Source organism: Alteromonas sp. 4NH20-0056 (genome assembly GCF_057539655.1).
The window spans coordinates 83,175-97,365 of the sequence record NZ_BAAJLS010000002.1 but is presented as its reverse complement, the minus strand read 5'-3'; the positions used below and the strand labels follow the sequence as shown (position 1 = coordinate 97,365).

General features: G+C 44.2%; 15 protein-coding genes. 7 read left to right on the top strand and 8 right to left on the bottom strand.

What is annotated here, in order from left to right; translation table 11 throughout:
• Positions 1 to 105 precede the first annotated feature (105 nt).
• The 7 genes from AC27EZ_RS04040 to AC27EZ_RS04010 all read right to left on the bottom strand — a co-directional run bounded on the left by AC27EZ_RS04040 (position 106) and on the right by AC27EZ_RS04010 (position 5,280).
• Complete coding sequence (locus tag AC27EZ_RS04040) at positions 106 to 1,272, bottom strand: glutathionylspermidine synthase family protein (protein WP_487134088.1); 1,167 nt, start codon at positions 1,270 to 1,272, stop codon at positions 106 to 108.
• Between the two features lie 3 nt (positions 1,273 to 1,275).
• Positions 1,276 to 1,950 (bottom strand): DUF1190 family protein, encoded by a 675-nt coding sequence (locus tag AC27EZ_RS04035; protein WP_487134087.1) that lies wholly within the window; start codon positions 1,948 to 1,950, stop codon positions 1,276 to 1,278.
• A 9-nt stretch (positions 1,951 to 1,959) separates the two neighbouring features.
• Complete coding sequence (locus tag AC27EZ_RS04030) at positions 1,960 to 2,376, bottom strand: DUF350 domain-containing protein (protein ID WP_487134086.1); 417 nt, start codon at positions 2,374 to 2,376, stop codon at positions 1,960 to 1,962.
• A 15-nt stretch (positions 2,377 to 2,391) separates the two neighbouring features.
• On the bottom strand, positions 2,392 to 3,036 hold the full coding sequence (locus tag AC27EZ_RS04025) for a YjfK family protein (protein WP_487134085.1): 645 nt from the start codon (positions 3,034 to 3,036) through the stop codon (positions 2,392 to 2,394).
• A 21-nt stretch (positions 3,037 to 3,057) separates the two neighbouring features.
• Positions 3,058 to 4,113: a potassium channel family protein gene (locus AC27EZ_RS04020; protein WP_487134084.1), complete on the bottom strand. Its 1,056-nt coding sequence runs from the start codon at positions 4,111 to 4,113 to the stop codon at positions 3,058 to 3,060.
• Positions 4,114 to 4,186: 73 nt separating this feature from the next.
• Positions 4,187 to 4,867, bottom strand: coding sequence for a PspA/IM30 family protein (locus AC27EZ_RS04015; protein ID WP_487134083.1), 681 nt, complete (start codon positions 4,865 to 4,867; stop codon positions 4,187 to 4,189).
• 23 nt (positions 4,868 to 4,890) lie between these two features.
• Positions 4,891 to 5,280 (bottom strand): DUF2170 family protein, encoded by a 390-nt coding sequence (locus tag AC27EZ_RS04010; protein WP_487134082.1) that lies wholly within the window; start codon positions 5,278 to 5,280, stop codon positions 4,891 to 4,893.
• A gap of 195 nt (positions 5,281 to 5,475) precedes the next feature.
• On the opposite strand from AC27EZ_RS04010, the gene AC27EZ_RS04005 reads away from it, so the two are divergent.
• The 6 genes from AC27EZ_RS04005 to secF all read left to right on the top strand — a co-directional run bounded on the left by AC27EZ_RS04005 (position 5,476) and on the right by secF (position 11,691).
• Positions 5,476 to 5,742 carry a DUF6471 domain-containing protein gene (locus tag AC27EZ_RS04005; protein ID WP_487134081.1) on the top strand — a complete coding sequence of 89 codons (267 nt, stop codon included), beginning with the start codon at positions 5,476 to 5,478 and terminating at the stop codon, positions 5,740 to 5,742.
• 371 nt (positions 5,743 to 6,113) lie between these two features.
• On the top strand, positions 6,114 to 7,148 hold the full coding sequence (gene queA, locus AC27EZ_RS04000) for a tRNA preQ1(34) S-adenosylmethionine ribosyltransferase-isomerase QueA (RefSeq protein WP_487134080.1): 1,035 nt from the start codon (positions 6,114 to 6,116) through the stop codon (positions 7,146 to 7,148).
• 215 nt (positions 7,149 to 7,363) lie between these two features.
• The gene (tgt, locus tag AC27EZ_RS03995) at positions 7,364 to 8,476 is read left to right on the top strand and encodes a tRNA guanosine(34) transglycosylase Tgt (protein ID WP_487134079.1); all 1,113 of its coding nucleotides are present in this window, start codon (positions 7,364 to 7,366) and stop codon (positions 8,474 to 8,476) included.
• 24 nt (positions 8,477 to 8,500) lie between these two features.
• On the top strand, positions 8,501 to 8,839 hold the full coding sequence (yajC, locus tag AC27EZ_RS03990; RefSeq protein ID WP_421132013.1) for a preprotein translocase subunit YajC: 339 nt from the start codon (positions 8,501 to 8,503) through the stop codon (positions 8,837 to 8,839).
• A 55-nt stretch (positions 8,840 to 8,894) separates the two neighbouring features.
• Positions 8,895 to 10,739: a protein translocase subunit SecD gene (gene secD, locus AC27EZ_RS03985; protein WP_487134078.1), complete on the top strand. Its 1,845-nt coding sequence runs from the start codon at positions 8,895 to 8,897 to the stop codon at positions 10,737 to 10,739.
• A 10-nt stretch (positions 10,740 to 10,749) separates the two neighbouring features.
• Positions 10,750 to 11,691 carry a protein translocase subunit SecF gene (secF, locus tag AC27EZ_RS03980; RefSeq protein ID WP_487134077.1) on the top strand — a complete coding sequence of 314 codons (942 nt, stop codon included), beginning with the start codon at positions 10,750 to 10,752 and terminating at the stop codon, positions 11,689 to 11,691.
• A gap of 138 nt (positions 11,692 to 11,829) precedes the next feature.
• Here the strand turns inward: secF and AC27EZ_RS03975 are convergent, their stop codons facing one another.
• Positions 11,830 to 12,759: a LytR/AlgR family response regulator transcription factor gene (locus tag AC27EZ_RS03975; RefSeq protein WP_487134076.1), complete on the bottom strand. Its 930-nt coding sequence runs from the start codon at positions 12,757 to 12,759 to the stop codon at positions 11,830 to 11,832.
• A 133-nt stretch (positions 12,760 to 12,892) separates the two neighbouring features.
• Here AC27EZ_RS03975 and AC27EZ_RS03970 point away from each other — a divergent pair, with 133 nt between their 5' ends.
• Positions 12,893 to 14,104 carry an acyltransferase family protein gene (locus tag AC27EZ_RS03970; RefSeq protein ID WP_487134075.1) on the top strand — a complete coding sequence of 404 codons (1,212 nt, stop codon included), beginning with the start codon at positions 12,893 to 12,895 and terminating at the stop codon, positions 14,102 to 14,104.
• The last annotated feature ends 87 nt before the right edge of the window (positions 14,105 to 14,191 follow it).

The following is a 14,191-nucleotide window of genomic DNA, read 5'->3' as shown; positions in this document are numbered from 1 at the left end:
CTAAGATAATTGCTGCGTGGGAGTAATCCACCGACATATTCACTCTCTTACGCACCGGACCGCCGTATGGTTGCATGCATAGAAGTATTATTATTCGGTTGATTATCAAAGAATAATATGAGGTAAATAACGAGACAAATCCTGTGTAATAGCTGAGGTGTCTTCCCTTACAGAAATGCCCGCGGGCATGTCGTCTACCAACCAGCTGCCAATTAATGTGTGATTTCCATCGAATACAGGAAGCGTTGAAAAGGCTTGAATAATAAACCCTTCCTCGCCATAGGGGCCTGAACTTAGTTCCGACTCTTTACCCTCGTCGATAATTGAAATATTGGCGCCTTCTCGCGAGAACAACGGCTTTTTAATCCATTTTCCGCTGATATCTTTCGTTTTGATGTCGTCAGCAAAGTAAGCAGGAAGCAGGTTGGGGTGGCCCTCAAACATCTCCCATAACAATGGCAGTAGTGCTTTGTTTGAAAGAATGGCTTTCCATGCTGGCTCTATCCAGTTGACACCAGCATCAACAAGCACATCGCCAAACTCCTCTCGAAGCATGAACTCCCATGGATACAACTTAAAGCAATCGGTAATAGGGTTGTCGTTAAGGTCGGTGAATACGCCGGTGTCAGCAAGACCAATATCTTCAATAAACACAAAGTCGCTATTTAGGCCGGCTTCACGCGCGCAATCTTGCAAATACTGTACAGTACCGCGGTCTTCAACAGTATCTTTACAACACGAAAAATGCATTTGGTTGATACGATAATGCTCGGCTATTTCTTTAAAACGAAACACCAACTTTTCTTGCAGGCTGTTAAATTGGTCAGCCCGTCTTGAAAGCACTGAATTTTCGACGTTCTGTTCTAACCATAGCCATTGCCAAAAACCAGATTCATACAGGCTGGTGGGCGTATCTGCATTGTTTTCAAGCAGTTTTGCTGGCCCCTTTCCGTTATAGACAAGGTCGAGTCGAGAGTACAGGCTAGGATCGTTTCGCTGCCAGCTGTCTCTTACCGCGTCCCAATGTTGCTGTGGAATACAAAAGCGAGCCAACAGTGCTTCACTGTTTACGACGCGATCGACAACGGCAAGACACATTTGATGCAGTTCAGCAGTTGGGTCTTCAATGTCATTTTCAATTTGTGACAACGAGAATTGATAATATGCATTTTCATCCCAGTAGGGCTGGCCATACATGGTATGAAAATGAAAACCAAATTCGTTGGCCAATTGCTGCCACCCTTTTCTAGGCTGGCATGGCACTCTTAACATGTGTTATCCGCCCCAGCCGCCTTTACGAGAACTACTTCCCCACGACGACTTCGCTCGTACGCTACTACCGAAACCACCTCGGCTAATGGTTTTGTTTACGGTTGGCTTAGGTTTAAAGGTGTCCGGCTTCACTCTGAAGTTGCGATTTCTAATATCACCACCAAAAACATGACCGTCAGCGGTTACCCATCGTGAGCGATAAGGTGAATTATAAGCATAAGACGTATACAAAGGCTGTGAATAATAGCGGCTAGGTGATAACAATTGGCTAACCATGTAGCCAGCCATAAATGGCATAAAGAAGCTGCCGCTGTTGGTGGTAACGTTTCGGCACTGATTAGGGCCAAATTCCGCCTCACAATCGTATTCAGAACGATATCGAGGGCTGGTACGCTCGGCTTCTTCTAATGCGGTTTGATACGCTGCTTCACATTGCGCAGCGGCGTTGGGTAAGTCTTGCTTACAGTCTTCAATAGAGGTGTAAACCTGCGCATCTTGTCTATTGTCAGAGCACGCTGCAATAAAGACGCTCGCCACACCAATGGCTAATGGCTTAACATTAAATGCCTTGCGCATGCGAGAAAGGTCGATGTTTGCACTTCGTTTGCGAGGTTGCGGGCTGTTCTCACTAACTGGCAACGTATTTTCAACCACCTCGGTTTGTTTTGATGTACTCATCATGCCCCCTTAGTACGTCATGCACGCTGCGTTTAATAAGCCAACAGCAACAGACATACAGCCAAGCATAACGCCTGCAGCAATCTCGTTATTATTAATACGCTCTGCAATTTTTGGCATAAAGGTATAGCGTAACAAAACAAATGCGAGTGATTGTGCGATAACCGCTACCAGGGCCCAGATGATGAAATCGACCAACGCCACAGAGTGAGAGGCGGCACTGCCAAGCGCAATCGCGAAACCAATAATTGCCCCACCAAACCCAATGGCCGCGGCCACGTTCTTGTCTTCTTTTACCAACTTCCACTCATCGTGTGGAGTCACTAAGGTGTATACCACTTTGAATATGAATAAAAAGACGATGGATAAACCAAAATAGAGCGCGAAGTTATCAAGCCCTGCCAGTGATTGCATTACCGTTTCCATACTTAATCCTTACTTTTAACCGTTTATTGTGATGTCTGCAGGTTGTATATCAAACCCTGTTGAAATAACCAAGCAGCGATCAAAATTATTACTGACTAACTTTTCTTCACCTACAACCAATAATGACTCTACTCTGCCGCCGCCAATAGGGCGTTCATATAGCATCATAAACTGATCGGTCGTACTGATATCTTCATCTTCTTCATAGGTTGTTTCTGTTACTGCAACAGGGGGCGATACATTACCTACTGCCTCCCACACCCTCGTGTAGGTGTGACCTTCTAATTCAAAGGTAGGTTGGCTAATAATATTATCTAAACAGTCTTTCCACTGGGCTTCATTGCCAATGGTTTTTGTTTCATAGAAATACCACAGTTTCACATCGGTGATATGGTTTTCAGTAAGACCACCGTCTAGTACCACTTGCAGAAAACTATCGTCGTCGGTGTAGAAGCGCAGTAGCGTGCCGCCGGTGTCCAAGGGGGCTTCGCCAACGGCTTGAATTAATTGTGAACGTGCCGCGCCTTCAATGACCAATTTGGGCTCAAGAAGCGACAGTTTAAGATTATCTAATTCGAACGAGCCGCCTAGATACAATCCCATCACTTCGGGAGCTTTAGGCTTTTGGGGCTCAGTTTTTTTAAAGAGTTTTTTGAACATTTGCATGCCTCTGTGTTGGCGTTACACCGAACCCATTTTCGCCCAATCAATCGTTCGTATGCGTTTCTCAGCGATATAGAAAAGGGTGTCGCCAGATGTTAGCGTTGTGTGAAGTGGTGGGTTAACCACCATATCTTTAACTCGCCCGTTGGGCGCCATACCAATGAAGATGGCATCGTGGTCGCGCTTTAAATTAACGAATAAACTCGATACCGGCACATCAGGGCTGCCCTCTGGAATACGCATAGAAAACTGTGCTTGGCCTTCATCAACACTGAGTAAATCGTGGTGAAGCATGCTGGACCCAGGGTCGAACGCAGCTTTTGCTAGCATTTCTACAGCAACGCTTGGGGTGCATTCTACTTTCGGGCAGTGCTCTTGTAATAACGAGACCAGGCTGTCGTCGTCAAAGTAAGCGACTTGATGTGCATTGGGGTTTCGTTTAGAACAATAAAGCGCGGTCGTCATGGTGACATCGTCTTGCGGGTTATCTATCAGTATCGTTTGAGCGTCGGCGACGCAGGCACGATCCATATCTTCATCTTTGTTGAATGAATCTACTTTAATAAATTCAATAACACCGGGCATAGGGTTGCTAATGTCCGCCTTTACACATAATACAATGTCTGGGTTTTCTGGCATTGCTTCACGCTCTTGCAACAATAAGTTTAGCAGCAGCATGGTGCGTTGTTCGTTCCATCCGATAACCAAAATATGGTCGTTCACGTGCAAATTACCCATACCCATTAACCCTTTTTTCCACTGTTCAGATACCCAAGCCGCAATGCGGCCAATCACCATAGCGAAGATGCTTAACCCAACAGGAATAACATAAAACGCTACTACCAACTTGCCCGCTGATGAGGTGGGAGAGAGATCGCCATACCCAACCGTTGATGCGGTCACCGCCAACCAATAGATAAAGTCGGTTTGTGAAATTAGTTCGGTTTCGCCCGCGGCGTATAGTAGCCAATAACTACTTACACCGTAAAAACCGGTCGCACCAAGAATGGTGTACCAACGCGACTCAGCAAAATACTGCAACATCACTTTGCGAAGCTTTAACCATGGCAGCATAGCAATCAACAACCCCTGTTAGTTTGACCTGCGAAGGTATAAACAAAAACGGGAGCGAAGCTCCCGTTTGGTATTACTTACCTAAAATGCGAGCTAGCTCGTCGTCTGCCGACGTTTGCCCACCTTTTATGCCTGCTTGCGCGAGGCGTTTTTCTAAGTCGCTGCTAGACTCATCACCCGCCAGTTCTTCAGCGGCTTCTAGCTCTGCGCTACGTAGCTTTTGCTTTTCTTGAATACGAGACAGTGACTCTGTCGCCGTCTTCATTTTGCTGTTTGCGCCCATGTGGCGAGACGATACCGCAACTTGCGCTTTTTGTACGCTTTCTGTTGCCTTAACCATATCAACTTGCTGTTCTAGGCGGCGTAAATTCGCTTTTGCTTGCTGGATATTAGTCGCAAGCTGTTTCTCAGACTGTTGAAACTGATCAAGATAGCTTTGTTCCTGATTACGCTCTTCTTTCAACTCGGCCACTTTCTGCGCGCAATCCAAGGCTAATTGACGATCGCTGTCGATAGCTTTGCGAGCATGTTCTTCGTACTCAGCAATCGACGTATTGAATGAGCCCACTTTTTGCTCAGATAATTTACGTTTTGCTAAAATCTGCGTTCTTGCGTGATCAGACTTACGTAACTCTTCCTTTGCTTCTCGAATTTCTTGCTCAAGAATACGAATTGCTTGGCTATCTACTACAGATTGCGCCGCTTCCGTTGCGCCACCTTTTACTGCAGTAACTAATTTTTTCCATACTGACATGTGCTTCTCCTTAGAAGTAACGCTTATTTAAGGTGTGTTTCGTAAGCATCTAAAAATGACGCTACGTTTTGAAACAAAGTTTCCACTTCAATGACAATACTTTCTGCTTTTGATTGCGCGCTCAACGCACCAAACGCGGTGTAGTATTCTTCGTTGCCCACGGTAGATATGCCTACAGTAGTCAAAGGAAAAAGCATATGAGTAGATAAGATTTCGTGATCAAGAGCAGGCTTATCCTTTACTTCTGATGCCGAGAACAACAGGCTTTCTACCAATATTTGTTCACCACTTAATGCCAACCATGCATCTATGCCGTCTTGATTTGCAATGAGTAAGCAATTCTCTTCACGTGTTACTACAAAGTCATCGTGTCCTTTAAAGAGTGTTTCGATGCTCTCCAGTTCCCAACTCATAACGTTCTCCTTAATGAATGAAGTGATAATGTCGTATGTCTAATAGCGCGTACCACTGTAACGACTATTTCGACTTACGCCAACATCTCGACTTGCAGTGTAGTCGTAATATGCCATAATCGTCAATAACAAATAGAGTCTTAATGTGTAAAAAAGTGTGTTTTTGTAAATCATACGTCACAAATGGGGTGTTTTTTGAGTTCTAAAAATGTATGGCGACAAACGGTAGAGCGGCTCGTAAAGTCTGAAATGTCAGTGCGGGGGGTTAAGTACCAACAACTTAGTCAACGCTTAGCTGACATTGGGATAGACCAAAGTGCAGATAACCTTCGTAATAAGGTGAATAAAGGAATAATGGGGGCTGACCTTTTACTTCAAGTTTTGTTTGTATTAAAAGCACGGCCTATTGATGCGGCATTGATTGAAGAAATCTTAACTGATTTTGGCGACGTAACAGGATAAAATATTGCTAGAAGGTGAGTTGAGTGAAATTACGCAAGCGCACAAAAAAATACCCAGCAGCGCTGGGTATGAAACTTTGAAATGCTAAGGGAGAGCATCATCATAAAGTAGGTGAATCTTAAACGTTTAAGGTTCTTGCTGCTAGAAATGCTTACTATTTGAGCGTATTGCTGGTCATATATACGTATTTAATGTAATACGTAATTGTTAAGCGCTTATTTTTAAGATGCTTTTAACTATAGTGCGGCCAGTGGTTTTACGTTAAAACCGTAGTTGGTTTTACTGTGGGACAACGTGCGCGCTGGCTTAATTTTACTTAACACTATATTGGTTATTGAGTTATCAACTCATTTCAACGAACAAGAGCTAACATGAAACTGTCTGATTTTAATTTTACCCTTCCTGAGCATTTAATTGCCAAGTATCCAACGCAAAAGAGAACCGCTAGCCGGCTTCTAAAACTAGACGGAAAAACAGGCAGGACAGAGCACAGTATGTTTAATGACATGCTAAGTCTTGTAGAAAGTGGCGACCTACTTGTGTTCAACAATACGCGGGTTATTCCGGCAAGATTGTTAGGCGTAAAGGAAACCGGCGGTCAAGTGGAAGTGCTTATAGAACGCATTCTGGGTGACAACACCGCGCTTGCGCATGTCAGGGCAAGTAAAGCACCGAAGCCGGGCACACATTTAACGCTAGAAGGTAAAGTAAATGTGGTGGTTGAGGGAAGGCAAGACGCGTTGTTTATTCTTAAATTTGAACATGAAGAAAGTGTTTTATCTCTGCTAGAAGCCCATGGTCATATGCCGCTACCTCCGTATATTGATAGACCTGACGAAAATTCTGATAAAGAACGTTATCAAACAGTGTACAACGAGAAACCGGGGGCCGTAGCAGCACCAACTGCAGGGCTGCATTTCGACGAAGGTATTCTTGCTGCGCTAAAAGAGAAGGGCGTACAACTTGCCTTTGTTACGCTTCATGTTGGTGCAGGTACGTTTCAACCGGTTCGTGTAGATAACATCGAAGAACACAAAATGCATGCCGAGTATGCTGAGGTTCCTGAAGATGTAGTAAATAAAGTGATAGAGACGAAAGCTGCGGGTAAACGGGTTATTGCCGTTGGTACAACGTCGGTTCGCTCTTTAGAATCTGCCGCGAAAGAGGCGGGGGATGCGTTAATTGCGCCATTTTATTCCGATACTGAAATATTTATTTATCCAGGGTTCAACTTTAAGGTAGTGGATGCGATGTTTACCAACTTCCATTTACCAGAATCTACTTTGATGATGCTAATTAGTGCATTTGCAACGAAAGATAGCGTAATGAACGCATACCAAGAAGCCATTGAGAAAGAATATCGATTCTTCAGTTACGGCGATAGTATGTTTATCGAAAAGTCATAAACATAAATAAAATATTTAAAACAATAAGTTAAGGGCATTTTATATAAGTGCCCTTTTTGTTTTAGCGGCACGTGTCTGCCAAGTCGGATATAAACATAGAAGAGGGGAATGATCTCCTCGTAATAACTGGTATAATCGCCGCCAAATTATTTTTATACCCAGCGTAAGTCGCACATTTGTAGCGCTATACGCGCATATCATTGGGAACGCATTACATGCAATTTGAGTTATTAAAAACCAGCGGAAGAGCAAGGCGCGGACGTCTTGTTTTTGAACGTGGTGTGGTTGAAACACCGGCGTTTATGCCTGTAGGTACCTACGGTACGGTGAAAGGTATGACGCCCGAAGAGCTAAAAGACAGTGGTGCGCACATTTGTTTGGGCAACACGTTCCATCTTATGCTTCGCCCTGGTACTGGTGTCATTCGCCAGCATGGCGACCTGCACGATTTCATGAATTGGGATAAGCCCATTTTAACTGACTCTGGTGGTTTTCAGGTATTTAGTTTGGGTGATTTGAGAAAAATTACCGAAGAGGGTGTAACGTTCCGCTCGCCTATTAATGGCGAAAAAATATTGTTAACGCCTGAAAAGTCGATGGAAGTTCAGCGTGATCTAGGTTCAGACATCGTGATGATTTTTGACGAATGTACGCCTTACCCTGCTACCGAACAGGAAGCGCGCGTTTCAATGGAAATGTCTCTTCGCTGGGCCAAGCGTAGTAAAGATGCGCACGGTGAAAACCCCGCTGCACTGTTTGGTATTATCCAAGGCGGAATGTACGAAGGGTTACGTGATGTATCACTCGCGGGCCTAGAAGCTATTGGTTTTGATGGCTATGCCATTGGTGGCCTGTCGGTGGGTGAACCTAAAGAAGATATGATCCGCATTATCGATCATACTGCTCCGCAAATTCCGGAAGACAAGCCTCGCTACCTTATGGGTGTGGGCAAACCAGAAGATTTAGTAGAGTCGGTTCGCCGTGGCATTGACATGTTCGACTGCGTAATGCCAACGCGAAACGCACGTAATGGTCACTTATTCGTTACTGAGGGCGTGGTAAAGATTCGCAACGCCAAGCATCGCAATGACACGTCGCCGCTTGATGAAAAATGTGATTGTTACACTTGTAAAAATTATTCTCGTTCATATCTACATCACTTAGATAAGTGCAATGAGATTTTAGGGGCGCGTTTGAATACGATTCACAACTTGCGCTACTACCAACGAGTTATGCAAGGGCTTCGTGATGCAATTGAAGCCGATACATTGGATGACTTCGTTAGTACTTTCTATGAAGAAAAAGGGTTGCCGGTTCCGGCATTATAACAACGATAATATTTGGGGAATTCTATGAGCCTATTTATCTCTAACGCGTACGCGCAATCTGCTGGTGGTGCTCAACAAGGCGGTGGCATGGAAATGCTTATCATGTTGGCAGTATTCGGTTTAATTTTTTATTTTCTATTGTATCGCCCGCAAGCAAAGCGAGTAAAAGAACATAAAAACCTTGTTACATCACTGGGCAAAGGTGATGAAGTGTTGACGCAAGGTGGTCTTGTTGGCCGCATTACTAAAGTATCGGAAGAAAAAGATTTCATTGAAATCGCACTTAACGATTCAACAGACATCGTAGTACAAAAATCATCTGTTACTGCTGTGTTGCCAAAAGGCACGATGAAGTCGCTGTAATTGATGAACGCCGGGGCCGGGATGCTTTCCGGTGCTGGCACAAAAGGAATATCCAGTGCTAAACAAAAATTCAATTTGGAAAGTGCTTAGCGCGCTCATTATCGTATTGATGTGCGCGCTTTATGCGCTTCCAAACATTTACGGCGAAGATCATGCCGTACAAATTTCTGCAGGTCGCGACGCGGTGGTTACCGAGTCGATGATTTCACAAGTTGAATCTACGCTTGCCAGTAAAAATATCACCCCAAAACGTATTGAATTTGAAGGCGAGCAAATCCTTGTTCGTGTGTCTGATTCTGATACCCAACTGGTTGCCAGAGAAGCGCTAGAAAAAGCCCTCGGTGACGATTATTTTGTGGCCATGAACTTAGCTCCAGATACACCTGAATGGCTGGAAAGCCTAGGTGGTGCACCTATGAAGCTTGGTCTTGATCTGCGCGGTGGTGTTCACTTCTTAATGGAAGTTGACATGTCTGAGGTGATTGCAAAATCACTTGAAGATGCGGAAAGTAGCTTTAGAACGTCGTTACGTGAAGAAGGCATTCGCTATCGTGGTGTATCACAAAAAGACGATTTCGTAGAAATTACCTTTCGTGACGAAGACACGTTAGATAAAGCCGAATTCTTCCTTAGAAACCAAAATCGCGACCTTACGTTTACGCAGGTTGATGATTTGGTGCTTCGTGCTGTGTTTGCAGAGTCTAAACTTCAGGAAATTCGCGATAACGCGGTTAAGCAAAACATCACGATTATCCGTAATCGTGTAAACCAACTTGGTGTTGCCGAGCCACTTGTGCAAAAGCAAGGTGCTGATCGTATCGTAGTGCAGCTTCCTGGTATTCAAGATACGGCACGAGCAAAAGAAATTCTAAATGCTACCGCAACGCTAGAGTTTCGAATGCTAGACCAGAAAAACGATGTTCGTGATGCGCTAAATGGCCGTGTGCCAGCAGGTTCCCAAGTTATTGAAGATCAACAAGGTGTTCCTCAACTTCTTGAAAAACGCATTATGCTAACAGGTAGCCATATTATTGATGCCAACAGCGGTGTTGATGAATACGGCTTACCTAACGTTAATATCTCTCTTGACTCTGAGGGGGGCAACAAAATGTCTCGCTCGACACGCGGTAACATTGGCAAGCCAATGGCAACCGTGTTTATTGAATATAAGTCTACGGGCGAGCGCAACAATGACGGAAAGCTTATCTTCGAAAAAGAAGAGCAAGTGATTTCTGTTGCCACTATTCGCGCACAGTTGGGTAGTAAGTTCCAAATCACCGGTTTGGATTCACCGAAAGAAGCACGTGACCTTGCGTTGCTACTTCGTGCCGGTGCGCTTATTGCGCCAATCCAAATTGTAGAAGAACGTACCGTTGGGCCTAGCCTAGGTAAAGAGAATATCGACCTTGGTATGCAGGCAATTACTTACGGCCTTGTAGCCGTATTAGCCTTCATGTTGGTTTACTACAAAGCGTTCGGCATTGTTGCAAACATCGCGTTGGTAACTAACTTGGTGATGATTGTGGGCATTATGTCTATGATCCCAGGCGCCACATTAACCCTTCCGGGTATGGCGGGTATTGTACTTACGGTTGGTATGGCGGTAGATGCAAACGTGCTTATTTTTGAACGTATTCGTGAAGAACTGCGCGATGGGCGAAGCCCGCAGCAAGCTATTCATCATGGTTACGACAGCGCATTTTCTACTATTTTAGATGCCAACATTACAACCTTTATTGCCGGGCTTATTTTGTTCGCAGTAGGTACAGGTCCAATTAAAGGGTTCTCAATTACGCTTATGATTGGTATTGCTACTTCTATGTTCACCGCTATTTTGGTTACACGCGTTATTGTTAACGCAGTGTGGGGCGGTAAACGTGTAGAGAAATTAGCGATTTAAGGAGCGTAACATGCAACTATTAAAATTATCCGAAACCGTTAATTTTATGCGCCTTCGCATTCCTGCGATGGTGCTATCTACTATTCTTATTTTGGGCTCGTTCGTGTCATTGGGCGTGAATAGCTTAAATTGGGGGTTAGACTTTACTGGCGGTACGCTTATCGAAGTAGGCTACGAAGACGGCGCTAACTTAGAAGCTATTCGTACTCAGTTGAATAATGCTGATTTTGGCGATGCCATTGTACAAAACTTTGGTAGCAGCCAAGACGTGCTAATACGTATCGCACCGCGCGACGATATTAAAGCGGTCACCATCGGCGACCAAGTTATCGATGCACTTAGAGCAGACGGTACAAGCGTTGAGAAGCGCCGTATTGAGTTTGTAGGGCCTAATGTAGGTGAAGAGCTAACCGAGCAGGGTGGCTTGGCGATGCTGGTAGCACTTATCTGTATTCTGGTTTACGTGGCAATGCGTTTTGAATGGCGTTTTGCGCTGGGCTCGGTATCGGCGCTAGCGCACGATGTTGTGCTTACGCTTGGATTATTCTCGGTATTTCAAATCGAATTCGACCTAACGGTACTGGCGGCAGTATTAGCGGTAATCGGTTATTCACTAAACGATACTATTGTTGTGTCTGATCGTATTCGTGAAAACTTCCGCAAAATACGTAAAGGTGAACCTATTGATATTATCAATATTTCACTCACGCAAACGCTGAACAGAACCATTATTACTTCACTAACCACTGTATTGGTATTGGTGGCACTGTTCTATAAAGGCGGCGCACTAATACATGGTTTTGCTACTGCATTACTCTTTGGTGTGGTTGTGGGTACGTACTCATCAGTTTATATTGCGAGTTCGGTTGCTTTAGCATTAGGTATTAGCAAAGAAGATCTCATGCCTCCACAGGTTGAGAAAGAAGGCGCTGATTTAGACCCTATGCCGTAACGTAATTGATTGGCGTATTCTTACGCTAACGTGAACGTTTAAAAGCCGCATTGATATGCGGCTTTTTTGTAACCCAGATGCCACTCATTCCCCGTTTTTTGGCTAATTAATTTGCCGGCTTAAACGGTCGTTATAGATTCAATCAAGTGCAAGTTTGTATCGCCGGGACATCTTTACCGTTTGCCCAGATGTTAGCGTAATGATGCCATCACCGCTTTCGCTTACCGTGATATTGTCAACATAACGCATGTTGACCGCATAAGAGCGATGAACACGCCTGAACGAAGCGTAAGTATCATGCTCCAAAAAGGCTTTGAACGTGGCGCGCATGGGGAAGGTTTGCTCGCCCACGAACAAGTTTAAGTAATTGCCCGAAGACGCTACCCATTCAATTTCATGTTTTTTGATTAAAAATTCACGGCCTAGCTTTTTAATAAGAAGAAAGTCATTGTTGTCTGTTTCTTTCAGTCGGCTCTGAACATTTTTTTGCGCGCGTTCCTTGTTACCGTTGTTCTTTCGGCTGTCTGTAATTGACTCGCCGTGGGTTTCAGTTATTTCAATGTTGATGTTCTTTGCATCTCCTAACCATTGCGCCACGATATAGCGATAGAAACCGATTACTAATACAAAAAATATAAATGACCATATATCTTTATGAAATTCGTAAACCAGTTCAAATATCCACTCTTGGATATCTTTAGCAAAGTTATAGTCTTTGTTTAGTACGGCGTATATGGCTTCTCTTGAGGTAATCATAAAGGCAACATGTAATGCGCTAAACCCTAACGCCAATGCGCAATATTGGGCCAGGCTCAGAAAAGGGCAGTGCCAATTCCACGGAAAACGCCTCAGGCAATACGCGAGGCCTAATACCAATAAAAAGCTGCCTACTGCACTTGTATACTCCCATACAAACGGTTCCCACCGGTCGAAAGGCAGTGGTGGGTTTCTTAACGCTTCCATCAATACCGTGGTTGAGTTAACAGCACCATTTATTAAAAAATACATGCCTAAAAGTGTAACGGTAATAGATGTTTGGTATCGCTGAAACAGTCTCTTACTCAGCATTAGGTTCTCATCCTTTTGTCACTCTTATCTGCCTTTCGTCACAATTAATATCAATATCAACAATATAGCCACTATGTTGATGAGTATTAACCCACTCGCTTTAGCTACTGTGCCTACCATATAAAAGGAAAACATGAGAGAAAACAACAGCGAAACATATCAGGTAACGAGAATTATCGCGCTGGATTATTTAAGGGTGATAGCCGTAGCGATACTTTTCTTTTTTCACCTGGGCATGATTTGGGTGCCAGAGTGGCAGTTCCACTTCAAACAGCAAACGCAATGGTATTGGTTACAGCATGTCATGCTTATCGTTTCACCGTGGAGGATGGGGTTGTTATGGTTTATTGCTGGTACTTCTATTTGGGTTATGCGACAGCGCCATGGCCTTAATTTTCTGCTTTTTCGTAGAAGCAATGCTATTTTACTTCCCTTGCTGATTGGGGTTTTCTTTATCGTTCCAATTCAGCTTTTTGTGGAAATGACACAGAAGCTGGCGATAGATGCTCCTTTGTCTGAATTTTTCTTTCACTTCTATTTTGGTGAAGAGGCATATTTTCAGGGCTTTAGTTCAGGAATTTGGCATCATATCGATGTAAATCACCTATGGTTCTTGCGCTCGCTTTGGCGGTTCACCTTGTTGTTAGTCCTCTTCGACCGTGTGCTATTGGTGATGCGACAACGATACGGCACCTTTTCGCTGCTATGGTTGTGTGCGCTTTTACTCGCCACGCTTGGCATCATGCATATAGAAAATAGCGATCTACGTCGCGATTGCTATGGGTTTATGTGCTTGTTGATGGGCTATTTTTTTGGTGCGTCCCATCAATTTTGGCGGTGGTTAAGCATAAACGCGTCCCCACTTGTGCTTAGTGCCGTAAGCGTTACGCTTCTTTATGAAGTGTGCTTTTGGTTAATGCGTATTGAAGTGGGTGGAGACACCGTAAATACGTATTTTGGTGTGTTTTATAACGTAGCGAAAATAGTGACGTTGGTGGCAGTGTTGGCAATATCTACTCGGCTGTTTTCTCACCCTAGTGCGAGCGTGGCAAGGGCAAATCAGTTTGTATTTCCATTCTACGTTTTTCATCAAAGCGTGCTTGTTGGGGTTGCCTATATGGTTGCCAACCAAACGCTATCTTCATTTGAGTCAGTGGTTATAACCGCTGTGTTCAGTCTTACTGTGTGCGTTTTAGGGCTAATGTTAAGCCACTACAGTGCATTTGTGGGGTTGTTATTTGGCAAAAAACCTAAACGTACCTCTTGGCTACACTCTCGTGAAGTACAAATCGGGATTACATTAATAACGCTACCGTTGGGGCTTAAGATAATTGGGGCCATATAATTCATGGGATATTATCTGCAAACAGGTCGGTGATAATGGCTAGCATCAACGCGGCATAAAAAAAGGCGCTTATGCAAGCGCCTTTTT

Excerpts from the sequence above, each read along its gene's own strand:
- AC27EZ_RS04040 (WP_487134088.1), bottom strand. The coding sequence starts at position 1,272 with ATGTTAAGAGTGCCATGCCAGCCTAGAAAAGGGTGGCAGCAATTGGCC.
- AC27EZ_RS04035 (WP_487134087.1), bottom strand. The coding sequence starts at position 1,950 with ATGAGTACATCAAAACAAACCGAGGTGGTTGAAAATACGTTGCCAGTT.
- AC27EZ_RS04030 (WP_487134086.1), bottom strand. The coding sequence starts at position 2,376 with ATGGAAACGGTAATGCAATCACTGGCAGGGCTTGATAACTTCGCGCTC.
- AC27EZ_RS04025 (WP_487134085.1), bottom strand. The coding sequence starts at position 3,036 with ATGTTCAAAAAACTCTTTAAAAAAACTGAGCCCCAAAAGCCTAAAGCT.
- AC27EZ_RS04020 (WP_487134084.1), bottom strand. The coding sequence starts at position 4,113 with ATGCTGCCATGGTTAAAGCTTCGCAAAGTGATGTTGCAGTATTTTGCT.
- AC27EZ_RS04015 (WP_487134083.1), bottom strand. The coding sequence starts at position 4,867 with ATGTCAGTATGGAAAAAATTAGTTACTGCAGTAAAAGGTGGCGCAACG.
- AC27EZ_RS04010 (WP_487134082.1), bottom strand. The coding sequence starts at position 5,280 with ATGAGTTGGGAACTGGAGAGCATCGAAACACTCTTTAAAGGACACGAT.
- queA (WP_487134080.1), top strand. The coding sequence starts at position 6,114 with ATGAAACTGTCTGATTTTAATTTTACCCTTCCTGAGCATTTAATTGCC.
- tgt (WP_487134079.1), top strand. The coding sequence starts at position 7,364 with ATGCAATTTGAGTTATTAAAAACCAGCGGAAGAGCAAGGCGCGGACGT.
- yajC (WP_421132013.1), top strand. The coding sequence starts at position 8,501 with ATGAGCCTATTTATCTCTAACGCGTACGCGCAATCTGCTGGTGGTGCT.
- secF (WP_487134077.1), top strand. The coding sequence starts at position 10,750 with ATGCAACTATTAAAATTATCCGAAACCGTTAATTTTATGCGCCTTCGC.
- AC27EZ_RS03975 (WP_487134076.1), bottom strand. The coding sequence starts at position 12,759 with ATGCTGAGTAAGAGACTGTTTCAGCGATACCAAACATCTATTACCGTT.
- AC27EZ_RS03970 (WP_487134075.1), top strand. The coding sequence starts at position 12,893 with ATGAGAGAAAACAACAGCGAAACATATCAGGTAACGAGAATTATCGCG.